The organism is Polynucleobacter sp. MG-5-Ahmo-C2, assembly GCF_018687735.1.
Taxonomy (GTDB): domain Bacteria; phylum Pseudomonadota; class Gammaproteobacteria; order Burkholderiales; family Burkholderiaceae; genus Polynucleobacter.
The window spans coordinates 508,426-533,837 of sequence record NZ_CP061304.1 but is presented as its reverse complement, the minus strand read 5'-3'; the positions used below and the strand labels follow the sequence as shown (position 1 = coordinate 533,837).

Annotated in this window: 28 protein-coding genes; 11 read left to right on the top strand and 17 right to left on the bottom strand. The window is 45.9% G+C overall.

Annotated features, from left to right (window positions below; translation table 11 throughout):
• Positions 1-2: 2 nt before the first annotated feature.
• The 4 genes from C2740_RS02825 to C2740_RS02810 all read right to left on the bottom strand — a co-directional run bounded on the left by C2740_RS02825 (position 3) and on the right by C2740_RS02810 (position 2,503).
• Positions 3-539: a DUF3306 domain-containing protein gene (locus C2740_RS02825; protein WP_251369677.1), complete on the bottom strand. Its 537-nt coding sequence runs from the start codon at positions 537-539 to the stop codon at positions 3-5.
• Complete coding sequence (locus C2740_RS02820; RefSeq protein ID WP_215293898.1) at positions 536-1,075, bottom strand: DUF3305 domain-containing protein; 540 nt, start codon at positions 1,073-1,075, stop codon at positions 536-538. The genes C2740_RS02825 and C2740_RS02820 overlap by 4 nt, the downstream gene beginning before the upstream one ends.
• Before the next feature lie 14 nt (positions 1,076-1,089).
• Positions 1,090-2,178: an iron-sulfur cluster carrier protein ApbC gene (gene apbC / locus C2740_RS02815; RefSeq protein WP_215293897.1), complete on the bottom strand. Its 1,089-nt coding sequence runs from the start codon at positions 2,176-2,178 to the stop codon at positions 1,090-1,092.
• A gap of 130 nt (positions 2,179-2,308) precedes the next feature.
• Positions 2,309-2,503 carry a heavy-metal-associated domain-containing protein gene (locus C2740_RS02810; RefSeq protein ID WP_215293896.1) on the bottom strand — a complete coding sequence of 65 codons (195 nt, stop codon included), beginning with the start codon at positions 2,501-2,503 and terminating at the stop codon, positions 2,309-2,311.
• 50 nt (positions 2,504-2,553) lie between these two features.
• Between C2740_RS02810 and C2740_RS02805 the strand changes: the two genes are divergently transcribed.
• Positions 2,554-4,827 (top strand): cation-translocating P-type ATPase, encoded by a 2,274-nt coding sequence (locus tag C2740_RS02805; RefSeq protein ID WP_215293895.1) that lies wholly within the window; start codon positions 2,554-2,556, stop codon positions 4,825-4,827.
• A gap of 7 nt (positions 4,828-4,834) precedes the next feature.
• On the opposite strand, the gene C2740_RS02800 is transcribed toward C2740_RS02805, so the two are convergent.
• Positions 4,835-5,629 carry a DUF3047 domain-containing protein gene (locus C2740_RS02800; RefSeq protein WP_215293894.1) on the bottom strand — a complete coding sequence of 265 codons (795 nt, stop codon included), beginning with the start codon at positions 5,627-5,629 and terminating at the stop codon, positions 4,835-4,837.
• Positions 5,630-5,677: 48 nt separating this feature from the next.
• Here C2740_RS02800 and C2740_RS02795 point away from each other — a divergent pair, with 48 nt between their 5' ends.
• Genes C2740_RS02795 through C2740_RS02775 form a run of 5 tightly spaced genes read left to right on the top strand, consistent with a single transcriptional unit; the run spans position 5,678 to position 11,218 of the window.
• Positions 5,678-7,174 carry a glycosyltransferase family 39 protein gene (locus C2740_RS02795; RefSeq protein ID WP_215293893.1) on the top strand — a complete coding sequence of 499 codons (1,497 nt, stop codon included), beginning with the start codon at positions 5,678-5,680 and terminating at the stop codon, positions 7,172-7,174.
• Positions 7,175-7,223: 49 nt separating this feature from the next.
• Positions 7,224-8,267, top strand: a complete 1,044-nt coding sequence (locus C2740_RS02790; protein ID WP_215293892.1) for a lysylphosphatidylglycerol synthase transmembrane domain-containing protein — start codon at positions 7,224-7,226, stop codon at positions 8,265-8,267.
• A gap of 18 nt (positions 8,268-8,285) precedes the next feature.
• Positions 8,286-9,545, top strand: a complete 1,260-nt coding sequence (locus C2740_RS02785) for a glycosyltransferase family 9 protein (protein WP_215293891.1) — start codon at positions 8,286-8,288, stop codon at positions 9,543-9,545.
• A 5-nt stretch (positions 9,546-9,550) separates the two neighbouring features.
• The gene (locus tag C2740_RS02780; RefSeq protein ID WP_215293890.1) at positions 9,551-10,342 is read left to right on the top strand and encodes a phosphatase PAP2 family protein; all 792 of its coding nucleotides are present in this window, start codon (positions 9,551-9,553) and stop codon (positions 10,340-10,342) included.
• Positions 10,343-10,348: 6 nt separating this feature from the next.
• On the top strand, positions 10,349-11,218 hold the full coding sequence (locus C2740_RS02775) for a 23S rRNA (adenine(2030)-N(6))-methyltransferase RlmJ (protein ID WP_215293889.1): 870 nt from the start codon (positions 10,349-10,351) through the stop codon (positions 11,216-11,218).
• A 21-nt stretch (positions 11,219-11,239) separates the two neighbouring features.
• On the opposite strand, the gene C2740_RS02770 is transcribed toward C2740_RS02775, so the two are convergent.
• The 12 genes from C2740_RS02770 to C2740_RS02715 all read right to left on the bottom strand — a co-directional run bounded on the left by C2740_RS02770 (position 11,240) and on the right by C2740_RS02715 (position 20,612).
• Positions 11,240-11,806 carry a heme-binding protein gene (locus C2740_RS02770; protein ID WP_215293888.1) on the bottom strand — a complete coding sequence of 189 codons (567 nt, stop codon included), beginning with the start codon at positions 11,804-11,806 and terminating at the stop codon, positions 11,240-11,242.
• Positions 11,807-11,875: 69 nt separating this feature from the next.
• A complete protein-coding gene (locus C2740_RS02765) occupies positions 11,876-12,820 on the bottom strand; it encodes an LD-carboxypeptidase (RefSeq protein ID WP_215293887.1) in 945 nt (314 codons plus the stop codon).
• A complete protein-coding gene (tadA, locus tag C2740_RS02760; protein WP_215293886.1) occupies positions 12,817-13,275 on the bottom strand; it encodes a tRNA adenosine(34) deaminase TadA in 459 nt (152 codons plus the stop codon). Before tadA ends, C2740_RS02765 begins: the two co-directional genes overlap by 4 nt.
• On the bottom strand, positions 13,276-13,740 hold the full coding sequence (gene queD, locus C2740_RS02755; RefSeq protein ID WP_215293885.1) for a 6-carboxytetrahydropterin synthase QueD: 465 nt from the start codon (positions 13,738-13,740) through the stop codon (positions 13,276-13,278). It lies immediately after the preceding gene.
• A gap of 49 nt (positions 13,741-13,789) precedes the next feature.
• On the bottom strand, positions 13,790-14,443 hold the full coding sequence (gene queE / locus C2740_RS02750; protein ID WP_215293884.1) for a 7-carboxy-7-deazaguanine synthase: 654 nt from the start codon (positions 14,441-14,443) through the stop codon (positions 13,790-13,792).
• A gap of 28 nt (positions 14,444-14,471) precedes the next feature.
• Positions 14,472-15,182 carry a hypothetical protein gene (locus C2740_RS02745; protein ID WP_215293883.1) on the bottom strand — a complete coding sequence of 237 codons (711 nt, stop codon included), beginning with the start codon at positions 15,180-15,182 and terminating at the stop codon, positions 14,472-14,474.
• A 5-nt stretch (positions 15,183-15,187) separates the two neighbouring features.
• Complete coding sequence (locus C2740_RS02740) at positions 15,188-15,889, bottom strand: hypothetical protein (RefSeq protein WP_215293882.1); 702 nt, start codon at positions 15,887-15,889, stop codon at positions 15,188-15,190.
• Positions 15,890-15,908: 19 nt separating this feature from the next.
• The gene (locus tag C2740_RS02735; RefSeq protein WP_215293881.1) at positions 15,909-16,706 is read right to left on the bottom strand and encodes a ferritin-like domain-containing protein; all 798 of its coding nucleotides are present in this window, start codon (positions 16,704-16,706) and stop codon (positions 15,909-15,911) included.
• Between the two features lie 20 nt (positions 16,707-16,726).
• Positions 16,727-18,334 carry a glutamine-hydrolyzing GMP synthase gene (gene guaA, locus C2740_RS02730; protein ID WP_215294283.1) on the bottom strand — a complete coding sequence of 536 codons (1,608 nt, stop codon included), beginning with the start codon at positions 18,332-18,334 and terminating at the stop codon, positions 16,727-16,729.
• Between the two features lie 13 nt (positions 18,335-18,347).
• Entirely contained in the window at positions 18,348-19,811 is a 1,464-nt protein-coding gene (gene guaB / locus C2740_RS02725) for an IMP dehydrogenase (protein WP_215293880.1), read from the bottom strand.
• Positions 19,812-19,837: 26 nt separating this feature from the next.
• Positions 19,838-20,188 carry an RnfH family protein gene (locus tag C2740_RS02720; RefSeq protein ID WP_215293879.1) on the bottom strand — a complete coding sequence of 117 codons (351 nt, stop codon included), beginning with the start codon at positions 20,186-20,188 and terminating at the stop codon, positions 19,838-19,840.
• Positions 20,181-20,612: a type II toxin-antitoxin system RatA family toxin gene (locus C2740_RS02715; RefSeq protein WP_215293878.1), complete on the bottom strand. Its 432-nt coding sequence runs from the start codon at positions 20,610-20,612 to the stop codon at positions 20,181-20,183. Before C2740_RS02715 ends, C2740_RS02720 begins: the two co-directional genes overlap by 8 nt.
• Positions 20,613-20,637: 25 nt before the next feature.
• Here C2740_RS02715 and smpB point away from each other — a divergent pair, with 25 nt between their 5' ends.
• From smpB to C2740_RS02690, 5 genes are all read left to right on the top strand, one after another.
• Positions 20,638-21,090 (top strand): SsrA-binding protein SmpB, encoded by a 453-nt coding sequence (gene smpB, locus C2740_RS02710; RefSeq protein ID WP_215293877.1) that lies wholly within the window; start codon positions 20,638-20,640, stop codon positions 21,088-21,090.
• A gap of 131 nt (positions 21,091-21,221) precedes the next feature.
• Positions 21,222-22,634 (top strand): circularly permuted type 2 ATP-grasp protein, encoded by a 1,413-nt coding sequence (locus C2740_RS02705; RefSeq protein ID WP_215293876.1) that lies wholly within the window; start codon positions 21,222-21,224, stop codon positions 22,632-22,634.
• Between the two features lie 12 nt (positions 22,635-22,646).
• A complete protein-coding gene (locus C2740_RS02700) occupies positions 22,647-23,621 on the top strand; it encodes an alpha-E domain-containing protein (RefSeq protein ID WP_215293875.1) in 975 nt (324 codons plus the stop codon).
• 15 nt (positions 23,622-23,636) lie between these two features.
• Entirely contained in the window at positions 23,637-24,434 is a 798-nt protein-coding gene (locus tag C2740_RS02695; protein WP_215293874.1) for a transglutaminase family protein, read from the top strand.
• Between the two features lie 58 nt (positions 24,435-24,492).
• Positions 24,493-25,383 carry a peptidase gene (locus C2740_RS02690; protein ID WP_215293873.1) on the top strand — a complete coding sequence of 297 codons (891 nt, stop codon included), beginning with the start codon at positions 24,493-24,495 and terminating at the stop codon, positions 25,381-25,383.
• Positions 25,384-25,412 lie beyond the last annotated feature (29 nt).

Genomic DNA, 25,412 nt, shown 5'->3' with positions numbered 1-25,412 from the left:
TCTTAGGTTTTTTTCTGGGAGGACTCTATTGGCAATTCATCCAAATGAGGGGATTTTGTCTTCCCCACGGAATCTGTGGATGTTAAATCAGTTTGGCCTTGAGCATCCAAAAGCTTTTCATTCGATTGGGCTGATGCTGCTTGTTCTGCTGGAGAAGCATCAGCAGTCTTGCGGAAAAGATTGAGCATATCGCTCTGCACCATTCGCTCGAGCATGCCGGGCGGCAAAGGATCAGGTTTAGAGTAATCATCTATATAAATGTCCAAGCCATCCATCACATTGAAATGTGGATCAGTAAACATCTTTTTAAGCGCAGCCTGCTGAACGGCCGGATCAACATCTGGCTTCATAAATGCAGAAAAGTCTGGATCAAAACGGTCGATCTTCTCCACATCCTCCAGAGATGCTGGCGGCGGAGCTTGAACTTCTGAAATAACAGGTGAAGGATTCGGTGCAGCCTCTGTTATCTGCTGCACTGGCTCATCCTGATTGCCAGCTTTGCGCTTAGACCAACGACTTAAGAAACCATCCGCCATCATTCCTCCGCTGAGCGCTGAGCGCCTTTGAATGAGGCTGGCTTATGCCGTTTTTTTGGTTCAGGCCGATAGTTTTCATTCACATACTCTTGCAGCCAAGAGGCGTGCTCGTCACTCATAGGAACTGTATCAACCGACTCTCCACCATCAAGCAAGCGAGCGGCCTCGTTATAGCTCACGCAAATTCGGTGCGGCACTGCCATCATAGTTCCTGATTTAGCCAAGGGAAGGGATTGCTCATCGATGTAACGCTCAATATCCTCCTCCAACCTCCACATTACAAACCATGCAGGTGTTGTTGCAGAGACATTGAGGTAGTAGCCTTCAGCTTCATCTGGAAAAAGGTTTAATTCAAAGCCAGTAAATAACCAAGACTCTCCATCGGTATCGCGCCCTAAGAATTGGCCCGAGATGGAATTGCTTTCGAGACTCTGGGGATTGAATTGTCCAAAATCAGGCAGCACTTCCTGGGGAACCCATCGATATGAAACCCATGGGTTGTCTAGATTTTGCTTACGCATTAACACAGCAAAGCGCATAAATCCTCAGAGCCTCAGGTATTTTGCACAACAATAGTTGGAAATTTGCTACTCATGTCTTTTGACAAAGTTGCAACACGAATCGCAACCTGTCTAGCGATGTTTTTATAGATCGCACTAATAGCGCCATCTGGGTCAGCCGCTACCGTTGGTCGCCCTGCATCCGCCTGCTCACGGATTGATAAATTCAGAGGTAATGAGCCCAAGAAATCTACGCCGTACTCTTTACACATTTTTTCACCGCCACCACTACCAAAGACATGCTCTTCATGGCCACAATTAGTGCAAATATAGGTGCTCATGTTTTCAATAATGCCAATGATAGGGACGCCTACCTTCTCAAACATCTTCAAACCTTTGCGGGCATCTAATAATGCAATGTCCTGTGGAGTGGTCACAATTACGGAGCCAGTAACGGGTACCTTCTGCGATAAAGTCAACTGAATATCGCCAGTACCTGGTGGCATATCCACAATTAAGTAATCCAGATCACGCCAACGAGTTTGACGTAAAAGTTGTTCTAAAGCAGAAGTGACCATTGGACCTCGCCATACCATTGGCGCATCCTCTTCAATCAAGAAACCAATAGAGCTAGCTTGCAAGCCATGACCTTCCATTGGTTCGATCGTATTTTCCTCAATGGATTCTGGTCTACCGGTAATACCCAACATCATTGGCTGACTTGGCCCATAGATATCAGCATCCAATATTCCTACTTGCGCACCTTCTGCCGCAAGAGCCAATGCCAAATTCACAGCAGTGGTTGATTTACCAACACCACCTTTTCCACTAGCAACGGCAATAATATTTTTTACACCAGGAAGTAACTTCACGCCACGTTGCACAGCATGCGCAACTATTTGGCTACTGACATTAACACTCACATTCTTAACGCCAGACAATTCGCGCACAGCATTAATAACTGATTTACGTATCGCATCAAATTGGCTTTTAGCGGGATAACCTAAAACGATATCCAGTGCAACATCGCCATTTTCAACACGTAAATTTTTGATATTTTTAGCTGTTACAAAGTCAATCTTTGTATTGGGATCAAGCAAACTCTTGAGAGCCCCTTGTACAGCTTCTACAGTAACTGACACTACTTTCTCCTATAGCTAGTAATTCCAAATGGACCTTCAGAATTACTTTTGTTAATTTTTAATGAATAGCGGGTAGATTAACCGCACAAGCAAATCTTTGCTGAACGAGTCCCGATGGATTGTCTGACGATCATTGAACAACAGGAAAGCCCGCGTCCGTAATAATTTGGCTCGCTTGAACAATCGATAAGGAAGTCTCAAGATTAACCATCTGGGAAGCTAAATCAGCTTGTACCTTAGCCTGCGGATCCCGAGCTTGAATTGCCCGAGTTACGGCATTGATACAGCCCCCACAAGTCATACCAGATACTTTTAAACTCAACATATCAGCCCTTTTGCAGTAAATATGGTTGTATGCAGTAGATTATCTTCTATATGAGTGCCCCAAAAGAGATGAGTTCTGAGCTATTTACCCTGGATATTGGTGGCATGACCTGCGCCTCTTGCGTTGGCCGTGTTGAAAAAGTGCTTTATAAGATACCCGGCGTCGAAGCTGCCAGCGTCAATTTAGCAACAGAGCAAGCCAGAATTCGCCTCAATGCATCCTCCATTACCAAAATTGATGAAGTAATTGCAGCGGTTAAAAAGACGGGTTACGAAGCTCGAATAAGCAACCCTCACTCAATTACTGAAGCAAAGTCCTCACAATCATTTTGGGGTAGAGATGGTTTGGGAAGAGTTTTACTAGGCTTTACTCTTTCAGCTCCATTATTTTTACCCATGTTTCTCATGCCATTTGGTATCGACTGGGCGCTCTCACCAAAATGGCAACTTCTATTAGCAAGTCCGGTCCAATTTCTGCTTGGGTGGCGATTCTACAGGTCTGGCTTTAAAGCGCTTTTGTCCGGCGTTGGCAACATGGATTTACTCATCGCCATTGGAACAAGTGCTGCTTATGGTTTAAGCGTATATCAAATGTTGACCTCATTTCATGCGGTTCATGAACTCTATTTCGAAGGATCTGCCGTCATTATTTGTATGGTCCTCTTGGGTAAATGGTTGGAGGCTCGTGCAAAGCAACAAACTAGTGAAGCCATTCGCGCATTACAAAAACTGTGGCCTGAGCATGCCAAAGTCATTGACCCCGGCATTACTATCGCAGAAGGTTCCCCATTAGATCAATTTCGCGATCTGCCACTAGAGCAGGTGTTCCCTAAAGACCGTGTATTGGTTCTACCTGGGGAGCGCATTCCTGTGGATGGCTTAATCCTGCTTGGGGCTAGCCATATAGATGAATCGCTTCTGACCGGAGAAAGCGCTCCAGTTAAAAAATCCATTGGCCTAAAAGTGATTGGGGGATCACTGAATGGCGAAGGTGTTTTGGTGATTGAGGCGCAAGCTGTTGGCGTTGAAAGTGTTCTTTCTCAAATCATTTCTTTAGTAGAAGATGCACAGACTCAGAAGGCTCCCATTCAAAAATTGGTAGACCAGGTGAGCGCAATCTTTGTACCAAGCGTCATTGTGATTGCCATAATCACTGGACTAGCTAATTGGTTTTATTTGGACTCTGCTTCAATCGCAATATTGCGTGCAGTGTCCGTATTAGTGATCGCCTGCCCTTGCGCGCTTGGCTTAGCAACCCCAGCGGCAATTATGGCGGGAACTGGAATTGCAGCACGTTTTGGTATTTTGATTAAAGATCCTCAAGTACTTGAGTTGGCACATCGCTTAAATATTGTTGCCTTTGATAAAACTGGGACGCTTACTATTGGCAAACCCAGACTTCTCAATATCATTTCATTTGCCAGTTCACCTGATGAGCATGGCATCTTAGCCAGTGCAGCAGGCTTGCAATTGGGTAGCGAGCACCCTTTAGCTAAGGCTTTACTGGATGCGGCCAAGCAAGAAGGCATTAGCCCAATTTCACCTTTAGAGAGTAGGGCATTGCCAGGAATCGGCATTAGAGGCAAACCCAGTACTGGGGCTTGGATGGGTCTTGATCTCTGTCTGCAAAGTATTGCTTCGCTCGAATCAAACCCACATCAAGAAGACATTATTCGCAAAGCGCAAGTTTGTTTTGACGCAGGGCAGACTGTTTCAGTACTCGTAAATGAATCCACGTCGTCACCAATTGCGATCATTGCCTTTGGCGATGAACTCAAAAGCAATGCAATAGCGGCTATTGCCTCCCTACATCAACTGCAGATACGCACTGTCATGCTCTCTGGTGATAACAGTGCAGCAGCAAATCGCGTGGGTCATACCATTGGTATCGACGAAGTCTTTTCGCAGGTCATGCCAAACAATAAAGCAGATATTATTCGCAAATTGCAATCATCCAATCAGGATGGTGGCCGACATTGGGTTGCGATGGTAGGTGACGGTATCAATGATGCCCCCGCTCTCGCTACAGCAGATGTTGGTATGGCCATGTCTACAGGCACAGATGTTGCCATGCAGGCTGCAGGCATTACTTTGATGCGCGGAGACCCTACCTTAGTTGCAGATGCCATTGATATCTCCAAGAGAACCTGGAAAAAGATTCAACAGAACTTATTTTGGGCCTTCATCTTCAATTCAACTGGGATTCCCCTAGCGGCCCTAGGCTATCTATCACCCATGCTGGCGGGTAGTGCGATGGCACTATCAAGCTTTTGTGTACTCAGCAATGCTCTACTTCTAAAGCGGTGGCGCCCTTCCCATTCCTGAACATTATTTACTTAGGATTCTTACGAATGAGTTCAATATCGCCATAGATGGCGCGTGTTTCTGATTTAGTGTTGTCCGTATCAGTTAACAAGGCGATCCCAATGACCTCACCTGGAACCTCACCATAGGCGCGCTGATAATCAGCAGCAAGATTCCGTTGATGTTTGTGCCAAGCATCTAAATTATCCCAGCCAGAATCAACCACAATCATTTTGATACGCGAGGTGTGCGCATTAGTGATAATCGTATCAACAGGAGACTTGCCTGACCAGATATACATCAGGGTTGCATAAGGCATCTCTTGGCCACTAATGAGATTGGCCATCTCAAAGTTCATCTTTTCTTTCAATGATAGTTTTGATTTATTGCCATCAAACGCCACCAGTATTCTCAGTGGTGCATCATCGTGATAACGCTCTGCATTATCAGCATCAGGAATAGCGCTCAATGCCTTCCATTCCCACTGTAACCATAAATTGTTTGCTTGTCTTGGGCGTAACTTCACCGCCAAGCCTGAAGCAGATATTTTAGAATTCGCACTAAGGACGGTTCTACCTTGGTAGTTCTCAAGGCGGTAAACCGTATTTTTCTTATAGGGCGCAATGCGATAAAAATTCCAGCCATTAGGCATGCCATCGCGTGCAGTCTCAGCAGAAAATTTCGGCAACTCATCCTGCGCTGGGAGCTTACTAGGATCAAAAGCCTGGCCAGACTCATCTTGGACTGACCCGCCAAAACCAGCGCAGCCAGCTAGTCCAATCAGCGCAATGAGAATCCAGGAGCGTAAAACACGTTTCAACATAAGCATGATTGTCCCAAAGAATGACCCGAGTAAGTCTAAAATTGATACATGCGCCATCAATCACCCTCAAGCTGGGCCGCAATCTGCATTTGCATAGCAGCCTTAGTGCATTTTGCCTTGGGTTTTTCAATTGAATTTTCAGTTGATGAAGCGCACTATGCGCTATATGCCCAACACCTGGCTTGGAGCTATTTTGATCATCCGCCATTAGTTGGTTGGATTCAGTGGCCCCTCGTTGCACTCACCTCTTCAGAAGGTTTGATTCGTCTAATACCTGAACTACTTTGGGTTATCTCTTGCCTTTTGGTTTACCAAGTGACACTGGAGATTCACCGTTTCATCCAAGGCCGTAACTCGGGATACCTCACCAGCGCATTGCCCTCAGCCAATACTTGTGGGCTGATGGCTGTTCTAACCATCATTGCAGCACCAATGCCGCATGTGCTCGCAATTGGATTATTACCAGACACTCTGTTAGCGCCCTTAAGTCTTGGCTTAATGCTCATGGCACTTCGTTGGCTAATCCAAGACCACTTCACGATGGGTGATTGGCTTTTGACTGGACTCCTACTTGGATTGGCGGGCTTGAGTAAATACACTGCAATCTTTACCGCCCTAGCTCTACTGCTTGTCTTTGTAAGTGCTCGTAAAAAATCTTGGATTGGAAAAATAGGTTTCTGGAGCGCAACCCTACTCGCCCTAGTTCTGATTGGACCGGTGCTCTATTGGAATTGGGTGAATGATTGGATTTCCTTTAAATACCAAATTGCCCATGGAGGCGGCGCTGAATGGGCATGGCGCAGGTTAGGCGCATTCCTTGGAATCCAGATTATCGTCTTTGGTCCCCTTCTTGTCATGGGAAGCTATATCTTCCTCAAGGATTGCATGCATGCGACAAAACTTTCTTTATTGTCCTTGCTTGGATTCTTTTTTATTCCGTTCATCATTTTTGCAAGCCTTTCTGGTGGCGGTGGTTTACCTCATTGGACAACACCAGCGTGGTTTTGCTTAGCTCCGTTTGCTGGCATTGGTTTAGCAAAGGCTTGGTCCGTTCAACATCGATCCGTTATACGCGCTTTATTTATCTTTCAAATTGCGCTATGCATTATTGGCTTTGGATATGTTTTATCTGGTGGCATTTCTTCTGCAACCATTAAATCAAATCCGATTGCTGATCTTTATGGCTGGAAAATTGCAGGGCAAAAAGCTGCTGAGTTAACTCAAGCCACCAAAGCGAATGGGATCGCCGTGCAAAACTGGACGCTAGGTAGTCGTGCCGCTTGGTATGCAAAACCAATTCCAGTCTTTGTTCTTGATCAAAGAAAAGATCAATTTGATCTCTGGTTTGGCCAAATTCCTCCAGGGGCAAACATTCTCCTAATGAATTGGTCTGGTATGGCCTTCCCACCCCCTGTTGGTGGCAAGTCAGCCTTTGAGCGCTGCGAGCCCTTGGATACTCTAGAAATCCAGCGTTTTGGCCAAGTATTGTCAAAATTTGACTTTAGCCTTTGCAGTAACTGGCAGGGGCCCACCCAAGCCAAGTAATTGACCTAAATTCAGGACCTTAGGTGCCCAAGGCATTATCCTTACGCCTATGAGTTCAACGCCCCAAGCCACCCCCAAAAACCCTTCCGGGTGGAAATCAATTCTGAAACGCGCATGGCCCACTATTCGTATTTTGCTGTCGATTGCACTGCTATGGAAAGCAACCAGCGGAATCGATTGGCATACGCTCCTAGATTCTGAAATCAAAATGGAGCCAATTTGGTTAATCGCAGCAGCTATCGCAATATGTTGTGCATTTATATGTGGCGGTTTACGCTGGGGCTTCTTAATGCGAAGTGTTGGCTTTGAGGGTAGCCTCAAAAGCTATATTGCCCTTTATTTTGCAGGCGGCCTCATTAACCAAGGCTTGCCAAGTACATTGGGTGGCGATAGCTATCGCGCCATCACTGCAACCCACTTTACCAATGGGGATAAGCTCAGCGAGACAAAGCAATTAGATGAAGAGCTTCATCACTCAGTAGACCTAGGGCACTCAACCCCAAAACTGCGCTTGAGCTTTGCAATCACTCTAGTAGATCGCCTTCTTGGCCTTGCTGGCAACAATTTATTAGGTGGCATTGGCTTGATCCTGGGCGGAGCAACTCTGGCTGTTTGGGGCCAAGATTTGGGCTACACCGTAATGGCTGTCATGCTACTTGCAGGACTCACTATTGCCTTTGTCTTGGCGTGGGCCCCTAGTCGCCAACTACTTCAAAAACTGTTGGATCGTTTGAATATGAATCATGCGATGCCTGGCGTGAAACTTGCTTTTGCTTGGCCTACCAATATCGCCCAAGCATTATTTGGAATTGGCATACATAGCTGCATCATCTTGGCATTTAGCTTTTGCCTGAGAGCATATGGCGCCGAAGCACCTATCGCAAGTTTAATGATTGGCCTGCCGGCACTTAGCCTACTTCTTATGTTGCCGATTAGTATTTCAGGATGGGGATTACGTGAGGCCACCTTATCTTCTGTATTGGCGCTATGGGGTGTTAATCCTTCTTTAACTGTGTTGGCATCTATCAGCTACGGCGCAATCACTGTGCTATCAGTTTTACCTGGCGCATATTTTTTACTAAAACGAAAATAATTTCTTCAGAGCAAAACTATGACTATTAGCGTCAATTCCATGCGTGCCATTGATCATTGGGTCGGTGTGCCGCTCTGCGCAATCGCCAGCCCATTGGTAGCCCTACTCGATGCAGTAAAGAATATATTTAATCGTGGTCCAGGCAGTCCAAAAAAATTACTCTTTATTGAGCTCTCCGAAATGGGGAGTGCGATTTTGGTTGACCCTGCAATGCGCAATGCGCAGGCTCGTGGCGCCGAACTGTTCTTTCTTATCTTTAAAAGTAATCGCGCCAGTTTGACACTATTAAATACTGTCAAACCAGAAAATGTTTTTACAATTGATTCCTCTAGCTTAAGTGGCTTAATTAAAGATACCTTACGTTTCCTGATCATTGCTCGCCGTCATCGCATTGATACCGTTATTGATCTAGAGCTTTTCTCACGCTTTACAGCCTTACTCACAGGTTTATGCGGTGCTCGACGTCGCGTGGGCTATCACATCTTTCACGGTGAAGGCTTGTGGCGTGGCTTCATGCTGACCCGTAAGGTGCATTACAACCCACACATCCACATTACCAAGAACTTTCTCTCTCTGATTCATGCAGCTTTTGCTCAGAAGATTGAAGTACCATTTAGCAAAATTCAGATTCCAGACTCTGAGGTACGCCTAGAGCAAGCCGTCATTAATCCTGCGGCCCTTGAGAAAGTACGTACTCGTATTGAAAAACTGGCAAAAGAAGCTGGTATTGAATACGTTCATGGCAAAAATCGCCTCATTTTGATTAACCCCAATGCCAGCGATTTATTGCCGCAACGTCGTTGGGCGCAGCAGCGCTTTTCTGAATTAATCCAGGGCGTTCATCAACAATATCCAAGCGATCTCATTCTGATTACTGGCTCCCCTGCTGAAATTGCTTATGTAGAAAAAGTTCGTGCTGTAGCTAATATAAAAAATGCCTTGAACTTTGCTGGTCAAGTCAGTTTTGCAGAACTACCGCCCCTTTACACACTCTCAGACGTCATGGTGACAAATGACTCTGGGCCAGGCCACTTCTCCGCTGTGACCCCATTAAGAACTGTTGTTCTCTTTGGACCAGAGACGCCGGCACTCTATGGCTCCGTAGGAAACTCGATTGCAATCACTGCAAACTTGGCCTGCTCTCCTTGTGTGAGTGCAGCCAATCATCGCAAAACACCGTGTCACGATAATGTTTGTATGCAAGCGATCACCGTTGCTCAGGTCTTAGAAAAAGTCAGCATCCAGCTACAAGATGCAGATAAGACCAAAGGTCGCTAGGCGTAATGAACAAAAAAGTCATTCCGACATTCGCTTGGTTTGTTCCACTGGCCCCGCTAGGGCTCGCACTTGCAATTTATTTTGGAGAACTACAAACGAGTAGTTTTTTATTTATTAATGAACTTACCCATTTATTGCCCAATACACTTTGGGCATGGCTAACGTTTCTAGGTAATGGTTGGGGCACTTTCGCCATAGCATTTCCACTCATCCTACTAGCGCCCCGTGTATTAACAGCCGGAATCATTGCTGGTGCCCTGTCTGCGATTACTAGTCCCATATTAAAAAATTACTTTGACCTACCGAGACCAGCCGGTGTTCTGGCAGAAGGTAGTTTTTATCGTCTTGGTGAGCCCTTACTTCATAAAGCATTTCCATCTGGCCACACTCTAACGGCTTTTGCAATCGCCACTGCCTTGTACTTTTCCTGCGATAAAAAGAAACGTACACCCATGTTGCTTCTCTTTTTTGTTGCAGCCCTGGTAGGTCTCTCACGCAGCGCAGTTGGGGCCCATTGGTTAACTGATGTATTAGGCGGAGCTGGATTTGGCATCTGGTGCGGAATATTGGGGGCTGTATTTGCCAATCGCATTCCAGAGCAATACCTTTTAATTAAGGGTATCTGGCTGCGTCTTGTAGCCATTGGCGGTATAGCTGCAATTTATGCCCATCTCACGCAAATCATGGACCATGAATTCAATTTGCCACTACAGTACGCATCAATAGCGATTCTGTTGATTACCTTAGCTTTATTTATTAAAGCCCAATTGAATATATCACCCTCAAAGTCAGAGTGATTCACCATGTTTAGTTATCGACACGCGTTTCACGCCGGCAGTCATGCCGATATTCTGAAACACCTTACCCTAATTCATCTAGTGGAATATCTACAGGAAAAACCTGGCGCATTAACGATTGTTGATACTCATGCTGGAGCAGGTATTTACAGCCTCAAAGATGGCTTTGCCGCAGTGAGCAAGGAAGCTGAAGGCGGAATAGTTCGTCTCTTGGAGTTTATTAAACAAGGTAAGCCCATCTCAGAGGGCATCCAAAGGTATTTGGAAATCGTTCAGACGGAAAATACTGGTGATCAGCTTGACGCCTATCCTGGCTCCCCTTTTATCTTAGCTCGCCTACTCAGACCACAAGACCGCCTCAAACTCTTTGAGCTCCACCCTAAAGAGATCGATATTCTGCGACACAATATTGGTGAACTAAAACAGGCCAAGCAAATTGATATTTATGCTGAAGATAGCTTTAACAGACTGAAGGGCTTGCTTCCTCCGCCTAGCAGACGCGGTCTAGTGTTGATCGATCCCTCTTATGAGGATAAACAAGACTACCGATATCTTGAGGAGGCAATGGAAGAGGCCCTCCAACGCTTTGCTACTGGTTGCTATGCGATTTGGTACCCAACACTCTCCAGAAGAGAATCAGCAGCACTTCCAGATCGCATGAAGAAAATCGCCGTAAACCATAAACGCTCATGGTTACACGCAGAGTTACGCGTTGAAAATGCTCCTGGGGAGCGACGCTTACAATCTAGCGGAATGTTTATCATCAATCCGCCATGGACTCTTGAGAAGCATTTAGCAGAAGCCTTACCTATTCTTACCAAGGCATTAGGTATAGATGGTGGTGCTCAGTTTTTACTGAAAAGTTTTGAGGCTTAAATAATTAAGCTCGAGGGACTTCTAGTCACGAACGTCAATCATGATCTCATTACGGCGCATAAAGGGTAATGTCCAGGGTGGGTTGTAGCGAGCGAATTTTGGTGAGCCAACCGCCTGAAGATTTTTAGTCCTCATCCAATCTTCTAGCTCTAGAGTTCTTTCAGCAACCTTGCTCTCATTGTAAAAGCCGGAAAAAGTGATGGCTGCTCGTTTCACTGCCGGAATCTGGCGAAGTTGCACTTTCGAATTCAGAGGCTTTGGCAAGCTTTCCATGGCGTACTCAGAAGGCATCACAAATGAAACAGTCCATTTACCAGAATTCGATTCAATATTGACCGGGGCAGTCATTGCAATCTTCGCGCTTTTAGGTAATTGCTCCTCAACAGCTACAGGTGCGGTCATAGCAATCTTTTCGCTCACCTGGTTCTGCCCAAAAATATAAGCAGCAATCAGTCGAAAACCCTGACTTGAGGCCTCGTCTAAGTCGCCCTCAACCTGCACCTCAGCCAAAATCATCGGCGCATAAGATCTCAGCTCAAATGGGGGCGTTTTTTCTAAGATGGAAAATTTAGGTTCTTCGGTTGCCATTAACGCCCCCGCAAAAGTAAGTGCAACAACCCCTATGCTGATTCTTACAAGAAGTGGTCTTATACACATCTACCAATTCGCTTTGAGGGTAAAGCCGGAGGCACTGTAATCTAAAGTAGCTTGAGCGCCCACGGGTAAAGTTAGCTTATTGGCTTGATGACCAAAAGGCAGGTCCGTCAAAATGGGAATGTTCTCGGGCAAACGCTTACGAATAACTTCGATAGCTCGATCCAACGAGTACCCTTTGTCGTGATCATAGAGGCGATAGGCAGAAAATCCACCTAAGACAATCGCAGCTTGATTCTCGAGCACTCCAGCATCTAGCAATTGCATCAACATACGCTCTATACGATACGGATGCTCATTTACGTCCTCTAAAAAGAAGATGCCATTTTTAGTTTGGTGCACAGATGGTAAATAGGGGGTTCCGACTAAGCCCGCTAGGACGGTCAAGTTACCACCCCATAAAATCCCTATAATTTTATTGCAACTCGCTTTAGCTAAATACGACTGTGGTGCAGATACGCTGCAATCAAGTGTTTGCTCTTGAATGGCGGTCTGAAAATGCCTCCACATAAATTCATCGGGAGGGATTGTTCTACCGCTCTCATCCGCTCTGCCAAAATCATAATTTAGCATTGGCCCAGATAAAGTGATGGCGCCAGTCTTGGCCAATAAACCCAGTTGAAAGGCCGTGAAATCACTGTGACCACAAACTTGCAAACCATTGCTAATGGATTGAGCAATACCAGCCCAATCAATATCGGGAAGCAAACGATGAATGCCATAACCACCCCGCATTGCCATCACAATAGTTTTAGATTTGAGTCTAGCCAGGCAATTTAATTCACTTAAGCGTGCCTCATCACTTCCAGCAAAACGCTCATGAACCCGCTGCACACACTCTGCATTCTGAATTGCAATTCCTTGGCTCTTGAGCCAATCGATACCAGCTAAAGGACTTTTATCATCTAAGCTTGCTCCAGAAGGAGCAATCAAGTGAATGGATTTCAACGTCGCTCCTTAAAGAAATCACGCAGCAATTGACCGCACGCTTCGCCCATCATGCCGCCTTCAATAGTGGTTTGATGATTGATTTGTTTTGATGAGAATACATCCAAAACGCTGCCAGCGGCACCTGTTTTTGGATCTGAGGCCCCAAAAACAATACGATCAACTCTGGCATGGAGCATTGCACCCGCACACATTGTGCAAGGCTCTAAAGTGACATACAAAGTAGTCCCGGGCAGTCGGTAATTCTCTTCAGAGAGAGCAGCCTGTCTTAATACCAGCATTTCTGCATGTGCACTAGGATCATGATTGGTAATTGGCTTATTAAACGCTCTAGCAATTACCTCGCCATCACGCACGATTACAGCACCAACTGGAACTTCACCAGCAAGAGCAGCTAGTTGAGCTTGCTCTAGAGCCTGCTGCATAAACTGGCGGTCAAGCTCTGCTTGCTTCATTTAGAGGTGATGCACGTCAGCCCAGCAATTGGGTGTCTCGTATAAGCGCAGAGCAGAGAGTTCAAGGCGTCCGCCAAAGGCCTTACTGAACGCCGGCTGCAAAATAGCAAAGGCAGTGTTGGCTAAGTTTTCCACAGTAGGGACTTGCTCCAAAACAACCGTTTTGTGATTAGGTAGCGTTGCCAAGAAAGCAACAAGACCTTCATCCTCTTTAGCAACTAAAAATGCATGATCCCAAAGATCAACAATATATTCGTTGGTTAAGCGCTTGATATCTCCAAAGTCGAGAACCATGCCATCATCAGCCTTACCTGGATGGTCGGCGACCTCACCAGTCAAAGTAACCTCAATAGCATAGCGATGCCCATGCAAGTGCTTGCATTGCCCATCATGATTGGGAATGCGATGTCCTGAATCAAATTCAAGACGACGGGTAATAGAGATTGCGGGTTGTTTACTTGTCATTCAGATCTAATGAATAGTATTGCTGGGATTAGCCAGATTATCGAATACTTTATCGAATACCTATCAATTTATGGGATTGGAGGCTTAATCGCCAAAGCGGGCGCCTCTGGCAGAGGCTTACAGCTAGTTCAGTATTCATTTTAAGGTTTGCCCCATCCATGGGCTGCAAGAAGCGATTACGGTAATCCATCTTTTCAAAACGCGCCAATAACTTCTCTAATGGATCATGCCCCTCTTGGGGTATTACTAGCTTAAGCTCATTTGCTTGAAGGACAATCAAATCAGAGCCTGCTTTTGGGCTAACGCAAACCCAATCAACACCCTTGGGAACTTTGATGGTGCCATTTGTTTCAATGGCGACCTCGAAACCTTTTTGATGCAATTCGGCAATCAACTCTTCATCCAACTGTAAAAGTGGTTCACCGCCAGTAAAAACAACATAGCGCTGTTGAGGGCCCGCTGAAGTACTTTTCCAGGAGGATTCGATAGCGTTTGCTAAATCTTGAGCAGAGGCAAACTTTCCACCCCCATCGCCATCGCTACCTACAAAGTCGGTATCGCAAAATTTACAAACCGCAGTTGCTCGATCTTCTTCGCGACCACTCCATAAGTTGCAGCCAGCAAAACGGCAGAATACCGCAGCACGTCCAGCATGAGTGCCTTCGCCTTGCAGCGTAGGAAAGAGTTCTTTAACAATATACATAGCAATGCACTTATTTTAAGCGCTTTGCTTACTTCCAGGAGATAAGCTCCCACTCAAGATTGTCTTCCCAGTAAGCATCACCCCAAAAGACCCCAGGGGTTATGTACCGACCATATCCCCTGCGGATGACCCAACGACCAATTTCCGGGAACAGCCATAATTCTTCTTTCCGGTAATTGGCTACCCTAAAAAGATCGTTGCTCTCAAAATAGGGCGCCTCATATTGATATTTAAAAGTTAAAAACTGCCCTGCCGGAACAGACATCTGCTCCCACTGGACTGCAGTGATATTCAAGCCCCAGTAGTAAGTAGAACTTGGATAGCCTGGCACTTGGTAACGGGTTCGATAAAAGCCCGTCCAATTTGGAATCAATTGCTCGGGCCATAAAGGCATTACCTGTTGAAATAACTGCGGAGGACTCCAACGAGGGTCCTGCAGCACATAGCCCCAGGGGGACTGAATTTCATCAGGCAAACGTCCCGCCTTGATACCAGTGCGCTCTATTAGTATTTCTTTATTAACTGCTACAACCCTTTCAGTAACCGTGTCGACCACAGCCTGATTAAAAACATTGCGAACGATATATACCCACTCCTGCCCTACTTTGGGCGCTCTAACCTTAGGGGTAGTCTCGGGCGAAGGTAAAACAACTCCCTTAGGATAGGGTTGGGAAGAAATGCATCCCGTTAGAGCAATCACCAAAAATGCTGGCAATGCAAATAGAAATAACCTACGCATGAGACCTACTTATAAGAAGTAAGTTGCCATTGATAGCTTCCTTCTAGGCTTTCGTTTCCGATCTGTCCTTGAATTTGATAGGAGCCAGAGGCTTCGCGAGCAACCCAACGACCGATTTGTGGAGCAAACCAAACTGTTTCTTTGCGAATGCAGTCGACTTTATTTGGATCTGAGTTCTCGTAGTTAATGAGACTTTGAAAGCGCAATGCAATAAAAGTACCTGCAGGAACGGTAATTTTTTCCCAGCCCTGAACACTCATATATTCCTGCCAATTCAATCTTGAATCAGGGTAGCCAGCAACACTGTACTTAGTATTAAATTGCCTACTCCAATCTGTGGAGAGTTCTAGAGGCCATAGGGGTAATGAGGGGCTAAAGTTCAGCAAACGAGGCCATTGGGTATCGGTTGCGACCATACCCCAAGAGGTTTGAATTTCACTGGGCAACATTCCACCGTCTTCAGTACTGCGTTCAATGACGATATTTGATCCAATCTTGGAAATACGCTCCGTAATTAAGCCAAGTGTTTTTCCATTAAAGATATCTTTTTTAATGTAGGACCACTCTTGACCAAATTGCGGAGGTCGCACTGTAGGGGTTGGCCTAGGAGCTGCAATCGGAACCCCACGCTCATAAGAAAGCGGTACACCGCAAGCAACAGGAGATAAAGCTGCAGCTGTAATCAATGTTCGACGTGTTAGGTTCATAAATTTCCCAGTTTTATAGTTATGTTCCAAGTAAGCTTAACTCTTCTACGGTAAATCCGGCCTGTCTGCGGGCTTCTAAATTGAATGGCCCTCTTAATACTGGAGCGCGATAAGCTCGAGCTAACTCTTTATACACTTTAGTAGGAGATAAGCCCTCCTTAGTACACAAGAAATTAAACCATTGATTACCAATCAGTACGTGCCCTACTTCGTCTCTCAGAATAACTTCCAATATCTCAACCACCTTAGCATCCTTAATTTGCTTAAAGCGATCCCGAATAGCAGGAACCGCATCTAAGCCCCTGGCTTCCATTGTTCTCGGCACTAGCGCCATTCTGGCAATGACGGCGTCTGAAGTTCTTTCAACCATCTCCCACAAACTATTGTGCGCAGGAAAATCGCCGTAAGCAACTCCAACAGATTGAAGGTGGGTCTCTATCAAACTGAAATGATAAGCCTCCTCTTTAGCAACCTTTAACCAATCTTCATAGTATTGCGCAGGCATATCAGAAAATCGCCAGATTGCATCAAGTGCAAGATTCATGGCATTGAATTCGATATGAGCGAGTGAGTGCAGCAAGGAAAGCCTGCCATCAACGGTATCCATTCTTCTTTTGGGAACAGTCAATGGCGGTACCAACTCTGGCTTTTGTGGACGCCCTGGAAGCGCAAGGTCTTCCGAATTTAGAGTGCTTGATACATCTAGAGTAATACTCTGTTGATGATAATCAGAAAATAACTGCTTAACCCGATCAACCTTTGTTTTCGGATCAGTGATTGCCAGTATTTCAAGAGCGGTTTGACGTAGTTCCAGCATCTAATATGCAAACCAAAATGTTATTCCCACTCAATCGTAGCCGGTGGTTTTCCACTGATGTCATAAACCACGCGATTAATACCGCGTACTTCATTAATAATTCGGTTTGAGACTTTGCCCAATAACTCATGAGGCAAATGTGCCCAATGTGCAGTCATAAAATCTTGTGTTTGCACCGCTCTTAAGGCAACAACATACTCATAGGTTCTGCCATCACCCATCACACCAACGGATTTGACAGGCAAAAAGACTGCGAAGGCCTGACTGGTTAAGTCATACCATGATTTTTGACTTGGCTCATCAATAGTATTGCGCAATTCTTCAATAAAAATAGCATCGGCGCGTTGCAAGAGTTCTGCAAACTCTGCTTTTACCTCTCCCAGAATGCGCACACCTAGACCTGGGCCTGGGAATGGATGGCGATAGACCATCTCTCGTGGCAAACCTAATGCCACGCCAAGCTCACGCACTTCGTCTTTGAACAACTCACGCAAGGGCTCAAGCAACTTCAGGTGCATATCCTCTGGTAAGCCACCAACGTTGTGATGACTCTTAATCGTATGCGCGCCCTTTTTTCCCTTACCAGCAGACTCAATCACATCCGGATAGATGGTTCCTTGTGCAAGCCACTTAGCATTTTGAATCTTGCCAGACTCAGTTTGGAAAATTTCTACGAATTCTTTGCCGATGATCTTGCGCTTTGCCTCTGGATCAGCAACACCAGCCAGCTCACCCATGAACTTCTCTTTAGCATCAACACGAATAACCTTAACACCTAGATTACGCGCAAACATTTCCATGACCATATCGCCTTCATTCAGGCGAAGCAGACCATGGTCAACAAACACGCAAGTGAGTTGATCGCCAATCGCACGATGAATCAAGGCTGCGGCAACACTAGAGTCAACCCCGCCAGATAAGCCAAGAATGACCTCTTCATCCCCAACTTGCTTACGGATATTTTCAACTGCCTCACTGATGTAATCGCCCATCACCCAATCTGGCTTACATTGGCAAATCTCATGTACAAAGCGCTCAATGATTGCGGTGCCCTGGATGGTATGAGTCACTTCTGGATGAAATTGGAAAGCGTAAAAACGACGCTCTTCATCAGCCATACCAGCAATCGGGCAAGATCCGGTAGAGGCCATTAACTTAAATGACGGGGGCAAGGTCGTTACAGAATCGCCATGACTCATCCATACCTTCAAAATGCCGTGGCCTTCATTAGTAGAAAAATCCTGAATGCCTTTGAGTAAGTTGGTATGGCCATGAGCGCGCACTTCTGAATAGCCAAACTCTCGCGCTTTACCCAATGACTCTGCAGAAGCTACCGCACCACCCAACTGGGTTGCCATAGTTTGCATGCCATAGCAAATACCAAGAACTGGGACGCCCAATTCAAAAACAATTTGAGGTGCACGAGGACTACCATCTTCAGTAACAGAGCTTGGACCACCAGAGAGAATAATTCCCTTGCCGCCCTGCTCTTGAATAAATTTGCGAATAAATTCTGGATCGCAATCAAAAGGGTGAATCTCTGAATACACCCGTGCATCACGCACACGCCTAGCAATTAATTGAGTAACTTGTGAACCAAAGTCGAGAATCAGAATTTTGTCGTGCACGAAAGAAACAGCCTTAATCAATGTGGTAATTCGGCGCTTCCTTGGTGATCTTCACATCATGAACGTGTGACTCGCGTACACCCGCTGAAGTGATTTCCACAAAATTGGCTTTTTCATGTAACTCGTCAATTGTTTTGCAGCCGAGGTAACCCATCGAGGAACGGATACCTCCGGTGAGTTGATGCAAGATTGCTAGTACGCTGCCCTTGTAAGGTACCTGACCTTCAATACCCTCTGGAACGAGCTTCTCTGCATTTGCAACGATATCGTTCTGGAAATAGCGGTCTGCAGAGCCATCAGCCATCGCGCCCAATGAGCCCATGCCACGGTAACTCTTATATGAGCGACCTTGATACAAGAACACCTCTCCAGGAGCTTCTTCAGTACCAGCAAAAAGGCCCCCCATCATTACAGCACTGGCACCAGCCGCTAATGCTTTAGCAACGTCACCAGAGTAGCGAACACCGCCATCGGCGATGAGAGGAATACCTGTTCCCTTCAGCGCAGCAGCTACGTTAACAATCGCAGAGATTTGAGGAACACCAACACCCGCAACAATACGGGTTGTACAAATTGATCCAGGACCGATACCAACTTTGACACCATCAGCACCGTGATCAGCCAAAGCTTTAGCAGCATCGCCAGTAGCAATATTGCCGCCAATCACTTGAACATGAGGGAAAGTTTTCTTAACCCATTTAACGCGATCTAAAACACCTTGACTATGACCATGAGCGGTATCCACCACAATCACATCAACGCCTGCGCGAACTAGAAGCTCAATTCGTTCATCATTATCAGGGCCCACACCAACCGCTGCGCCCACGCGGAGTTTACCTTCGCCGTCTTTACAGGCGTTGGGGTGTTCAGTGGCTTTCAGAATATCTTTGACAGTAATCAGACCGCGTAATTCAAATTTGTCGTTGACAACCAATACGCGTTCCAAACGATGCTGACTCATTAAGCGTTTTGCTTCCTCTAATGAGCAGCCCTCTTTAACGGTAATCAAACGCTCGCGTGGAGTCATCTTGGTTTTTACCGGAGCATCTAAATCCTCTTCAAAACGCAAATCGCGATTGGTGATGATCCCCACAACCTCTTTACCAACCAACACCGGGAATCCAGAGAAGCCATGTTCACGAGAAAGCTGAATGACTTGGCGTAGCGTGACTTCTGGAGCAATGGTGATTGGATCACGCAGAACGCCAGATTCATAACGCTTCACTTTGGCCACTTCGCGGGCTTGCTCGGCTGGCGTTAAGTTTTTATGAATGATTCCAATACCACCCTCGCTGGCCATGGCAATTGCCAAACGACCTTCGGTCACGGTATCCATAGCCGCAGACACCAGTGGTGTGTTGAGAGAAATTTCTCGAGTTAACTTACTTGCCAGATTGGCATCTCGAGGAAGTACCGAAGAATAAGCCGGTACAAGGAGCACATCGTCAAAAGTGAGTGCTTTTTGAATGAGTCGCATGCAAAACCCCTAGTCGCAAAAACAGATTATAGCCTCCTAGCCTTTCTTTTAGCTGCGGCAGCCTGAAATTTGGCATCCTGATTCTGATTGGCCTTCTTACGCCGAATGCTCTTAGGATCAATTAAGAGGGGGGAATAGAGCTCTAAACGATCCCCTGGGTAAATAGGGCTATCCCAGTCTTTGCGCTTCCCAAAGACTCCAAAACAGCCTTTTTGGGCTATGAGCGGATCATCTTGACCGGTGGCAATTCCAGCCCTCACCAAAACCAAACCCACGGTCGCAAGCTCACCTTCTTTTAACTCTAAGGTAAACATACTTAAAACAGGTTCACCCTCTCTGGCATCGCATAGCAATAGATTTAGGCTAGGACTAGACATCAAGCTCCTCCGCCCTTTTCACAAAGCAATCCACAAAAGTACCGGCTATATGACTAAAAACAGGGCCGATGATCTTATCTAGAATGGCACTCTTAAATTCCCAATGGAGCTTAAATTCGACCTTGCAAGCATCCTCACGTAAGGGAATAAAATTCCACTGCCCTGAAAAATGCTTAAAGGGGCCATCCACAAAGACCATATCAATCGTTTCTGGGCGGTGATTGATATTGCGCGTATGAAAGAACTGATTAATACCCTTGAAATGGATATTGATTTTGGCATCCAGAACTGTCTCATTCTGCTCAAAAATTTCAACTCCGCCGCACCAAGGCAAAAACTCGGGATAACGCGCTACGTCAGTTACCAAGCCATACATTCGGTCGGCTGATTGGCCAATTAAAACGGTCTTGTAGACGTCTGCCATAATCGATCTTGGAAGCTAAATAACTATGAGTATCGTCGATAACAAAAAAGCCTTCTTTGATTATTTTATTGAGGAACGCTTTGAAGCAGGGCTTGTTCTGGAGGGCTGGGAGGTCAAAGCCATCCGCGCAGGTCGCGTGCACGTCAAAGAAGCGTATGTCGTCATTCGCCAAGCGGAGCTGTTTCTGATCGGCTGTCATATCACCCCTTTGCTTTCAGCTTCGACGCATATTGTTCCCAACAGCACCCGTACCAGAAAACTTCTACTCAATGCCATTGAGATACGCAAATTGATTGGTAAGGTAGAGCAAAAAGGCTATACCTTGGTTCCACTCAATCTCCATTTCTCCAAAGGAAATGTGAAATGCGAAATTGGGCTTGCCAGGGGTAAAAAGCAACATGACAAACGTGCCGCCACCAAAGAGCGTGAGTGGGAGGTACAAAAAGGACGGATTGCTAGGGGTGACTTAAACGCTTAGTAGCCCAAAAACTGAGCTAAACTGCCCCAATAGGTCAGAACTCAGCTCTTTGCACTTATATGGTGCAATACAGCACCAAGCTGCTTCAAATCACCATAACCAGCTTTCTTAAAGGCATTAGTTTTATAACTATGAAACTGCCTTTTGATGAAATGCTCGACGACGCTGGCAAAGCACGCCCCCACTACCAAATTTTTCATCATTGGTTAAAGCAGCAGAGCGACACCCTCATGGGTCTGAAGCGCGCCGAAGCCGACCTCATCTTTAGACGAGTAGGCATCACTTTCGCCGTATATGGAGATGACCTCGGATCAGAGAGAACGATTCCATTTGATCAAGTACCCCGCATCTTTACTGCTAAAGAATGGGAGCAGCTTGAGGCAGGGTTGCGTCAACGGGTTAAAGCATTGAATCGCTTTATTTACGACGTGTATCACGACGAAGAAATTATCAAAGCAGGCATCGTTCCTGCAGAGCAAATTTATAACAACGCACAATATCGCCCAGAAATGCGGAATGTGAGTGTGCCACGCGATATTTACGCACAAATTGCTGGTATTGATATTGTGCGTGCAGGTGAAGGTGAGTTCTATGTGCTGGAGGACAACTTGCGTGTTCCATCTGGCGTCTCTTACATGGTTGAAGATCGCAAGATGATGATGCGCCTCTTTCCCGATCTCTTCCAAAAATATCGCATTGCGCCTGTTGAGCACTACCCAGATCTTTTATTGGAATGTCTGAAGTCTGTTAAGCCCGACGATGTCAAGAAGCCAAACGTAGTGGTGTTGACGCCGGGCATGTACAACTCAGCATACTTTGAACACAGCTATCTTGCCCAACAGATGGGTGTTGAGCTCGTAGAAGGTAAAGATTTGTTTGTGAAAAACGAGCAAGTCTTCATGCGAACGACTCAAGGGCCTGAGCGGGTAGATGTGATTTATCGCCGCGTAGATGATGACTTCTTGGATCCATTAGCATTTCGCTCTGACTCCACCTTGGGTGTTGCGGGACTCCTATCGGCGCATCGCGCTGGTAACGTGACCTTAGCCAATGCGATTGGCACTGGCATTGCTGATGACAAATCTATCTATCCCTACGTTCCAGAAATGATTGAGTTTTACCTTGGTGAAAAGCCGATTCTTAATAACGTGCCCACATTCCAATGTCGCAAGACTGATGATTTGGCCTATACCTTAGCGAATTTAGATAAGTTGGTTGTTAAGCTGACTCATGGTGCAGGTGGTTACGGCATGCTGGTTGGACCAGCCTCCACCAAAGCTGAAATCGAAGAATTCAGAAAACATCTCATTGCTAATCCCGATAAATATATTGCCCAACCAACCTTGGCACTATCAACCTGCCCAACATTTGTTGAGTCAGGTGTTGCTCCAAGACATATTGATTTACGACCTTTTGTGCTCTCCGGCAAAACCATCAAGATGGTGCCAGGCGGCCTAACCAGGGTGGCCCTCAAAGAGGGCTCTTTAGTAGTGAACTCCTCCCAAGGCGGTGGAACTAAAGACACCTGGGTCTTAGAAGAGTAAAAGGGATAAAAAATGTTAAGTCGTACCGCTGATTGTCTCTATTGGATGGCCCGCTACACCGAACGCGCAGAGAACACTGCCCGCATGCTCGACGTCAATCATCAAACCTCTCTACTCCCGCAGCCCAAAGAGTTTCTTGAGCAAAGCTGGAAGAAGTTGCTTACTATTTCAAAGCTTGAAGATGCCTTTTTGAGCCAATATGATGAAGTGAATCGTGAAAATGTCTTGGATTTCATGATCTATGAGACTAGCAACCCATCGAGTATCGTTTCTTGCTTATACGCTGCGCGTGAAAATGCCCGTGTGATTCGCGGGAAGATCACTTCCGAGGTGTGGGAAACCCAAAATACCACTTGGTTAGAGTTGCAACGCATTCTAGAGGCAAGACATCAAGCTGATCCCAGCAGACTACTCGAGTGGGTGAAACACCGTTGCCATCTCTTTAGGGGGGTATTGCACGGCACGATGTTAAAGAATGAAGCTTTCTACTTTATCAACGTTGGAACTCTTTTAGAGCGAGCAGATAACACCGCTCGTATTCTTGAAACTAAGTATGAAGATCAAGCAGCACTGAAAAGCTTCAGACACAAAGGTTCTGATGAAGGCGCCGATGGCAAGTTCTTTGACTTTTATCACTGGGCTGCACTGCTGCGCTCAGTTTCTGCTTTTGAAATTTATCGTCAAATCTATTCTGATCAAGTCACACCAAAGCAGGTTGCTCAACTGCTGATCTTTAATAAACAAATGCCGCGCTCATTGATCTGCTGCGTGAATGAGCTCATTCCTTTGATCTCTGAAGTCAAGAATCAACAATCGAAAGAAATTGAGCGTTTACTCGGTAAACTCAAGGCCAGCTTGGATTACTCCGATATTGATGAAGTTTTTCAGCAAGGTCTGGAAGAGTTTATCGAAGTCTTCCTGGAGCGCATCAATCATATCGCCGATGAGTTTAGTAACGCTTATCTCATACCTTTAGCCACTAACTAAGAGTTAGTAAACAATATGCGCTTAAAAATTCGTCATCGTACCGAATACCGCTATGAAACTCCCGTGCGTTACTCCATCCAGGAGTTGCGCCTCACGCCGCCCTCCCTTATAGGCCAAGAAATTCATAAATGGAAGGTTAGCACTCCTATTAAAGCAACGAGTTCAATCGATACCTTCGGTAACGTTTGCAACGTTTTTGTTCAAGAGAGCCCATACACCTCTATGATGATTGAGGCAGAGGGCGAGGTGTATACACAAGATGCTTTTGAGTTTAAGGATGATGCAAAATCCGTTTCACCCTATTACCTACTTCAGCAAACTCATCTAACCGAACCCAACGAAGAAATGCTGGAGTATTTTGCATATAGCCTTCCAAAGAAAAATTCAGTTGATCAAGTACTGAAATTAACTGAAGCAATTCAAGGCTTGATTGCATACTCACCAGGACAAACTAACTTTGCCACCACTGCAGCCCAATCATTTGCCATGAAATCTGGCGTATGCCAAGATCACGCCCATATCATGCTCGGGCTATGTCGTGCATCCAATATCCCGGCCCGCTATGTGAGCGGTTATTTCTTTGCCGAAGAATCCCCAAATCTTGCAAGCCATGCTTGGATAGACTTTTGTAGTGACATCGACAAGGGGGTCTGGACCAGCGTTGACATTACACATGCCTGCCTCATTGATGCGCGTCATATTCGTTTAGCTATTGGTCGTGACTACTACTCTGCGGCACCTGTTAAAGGGGTGCGCTCAGGGGGTGGTGGCGAGGAGCTAAGTGCAAGCATTTCCATCCAACAACTGCCCTAGCAGCCCATTCTGGATAATTAAGAGATAATTCCAGGAAACGATGAATAGGGGTTAGGGTATGACGTACTGTGTTGGACTTTGTCTCAAAGACGGCCTGGTTTTTCTCTCAGATACCCGCACAAATGCCGGCGTAGATCAAATCGGCACCTTCAGAAAAATGAGTATTTTCCAAAAAGATCATGACCGTTTTTTTGCAGTCATGAGCTCTGGCAATCTTGCCATTACTCAGTCTGTTAAAGAGATCCTGCTTCAAGGGCAACTTTTTAAGGGCAAGAATCTTTGGACGGCCAACAACTCATATGAAGCCGCAGTTGTTGTGGGTGATGCCATCAAACAAGTTTATGAGCGTGATCATTTGGCGCTTGAAAAAGCTGGTCTTGAGTTTAATTGCAATATGATTTTTGGTGGACAGGTGAAGGGTGAGAGCCCGCGCCTCTTCAACATTTACTCGGCCGGAAACTTTATTGAAGCCACCCCCGAGACTTGCTACTTCCAGATTGGAGAATCTAAATATGGCAAACCGATTTTGGATCGAGTGCTCAATTTCACGACACCCCTCAATCTAGCCACCAAGTGTGCCTTGATCTCAATGGACTCGACCTTAAAAAGTAATATTTCAGTTGGGCTGCCATTAGACATGCTGGTTTATGAAAAGAACTCTCTCAAGGCTAGCAAGTTAGTGACCTTAGATGATGCAAATCCTTATTTCGCCATGATTCATCAATCATGGGGAGAAAAGCTACGCGAGGCCTTTAACTCGATTGCCGAGCCAAGTTGGAGCGGGGCTCATAAATCTAGCGATATCTCAGTCCCAGCAAAAAAAATGGGGGCCGTACCAATCAACCATCCCCCCTCAAGAGCACAGATGGCTAAATTCAAAACCGCCAGCAAGACAAGTAAGCCGGTGAAGAAGTTAGCAAGCAAAAAAGTGGTCGCCAAGAAAAAATAAAGTGATAGATACAAAAAAGCCTAGAGTCA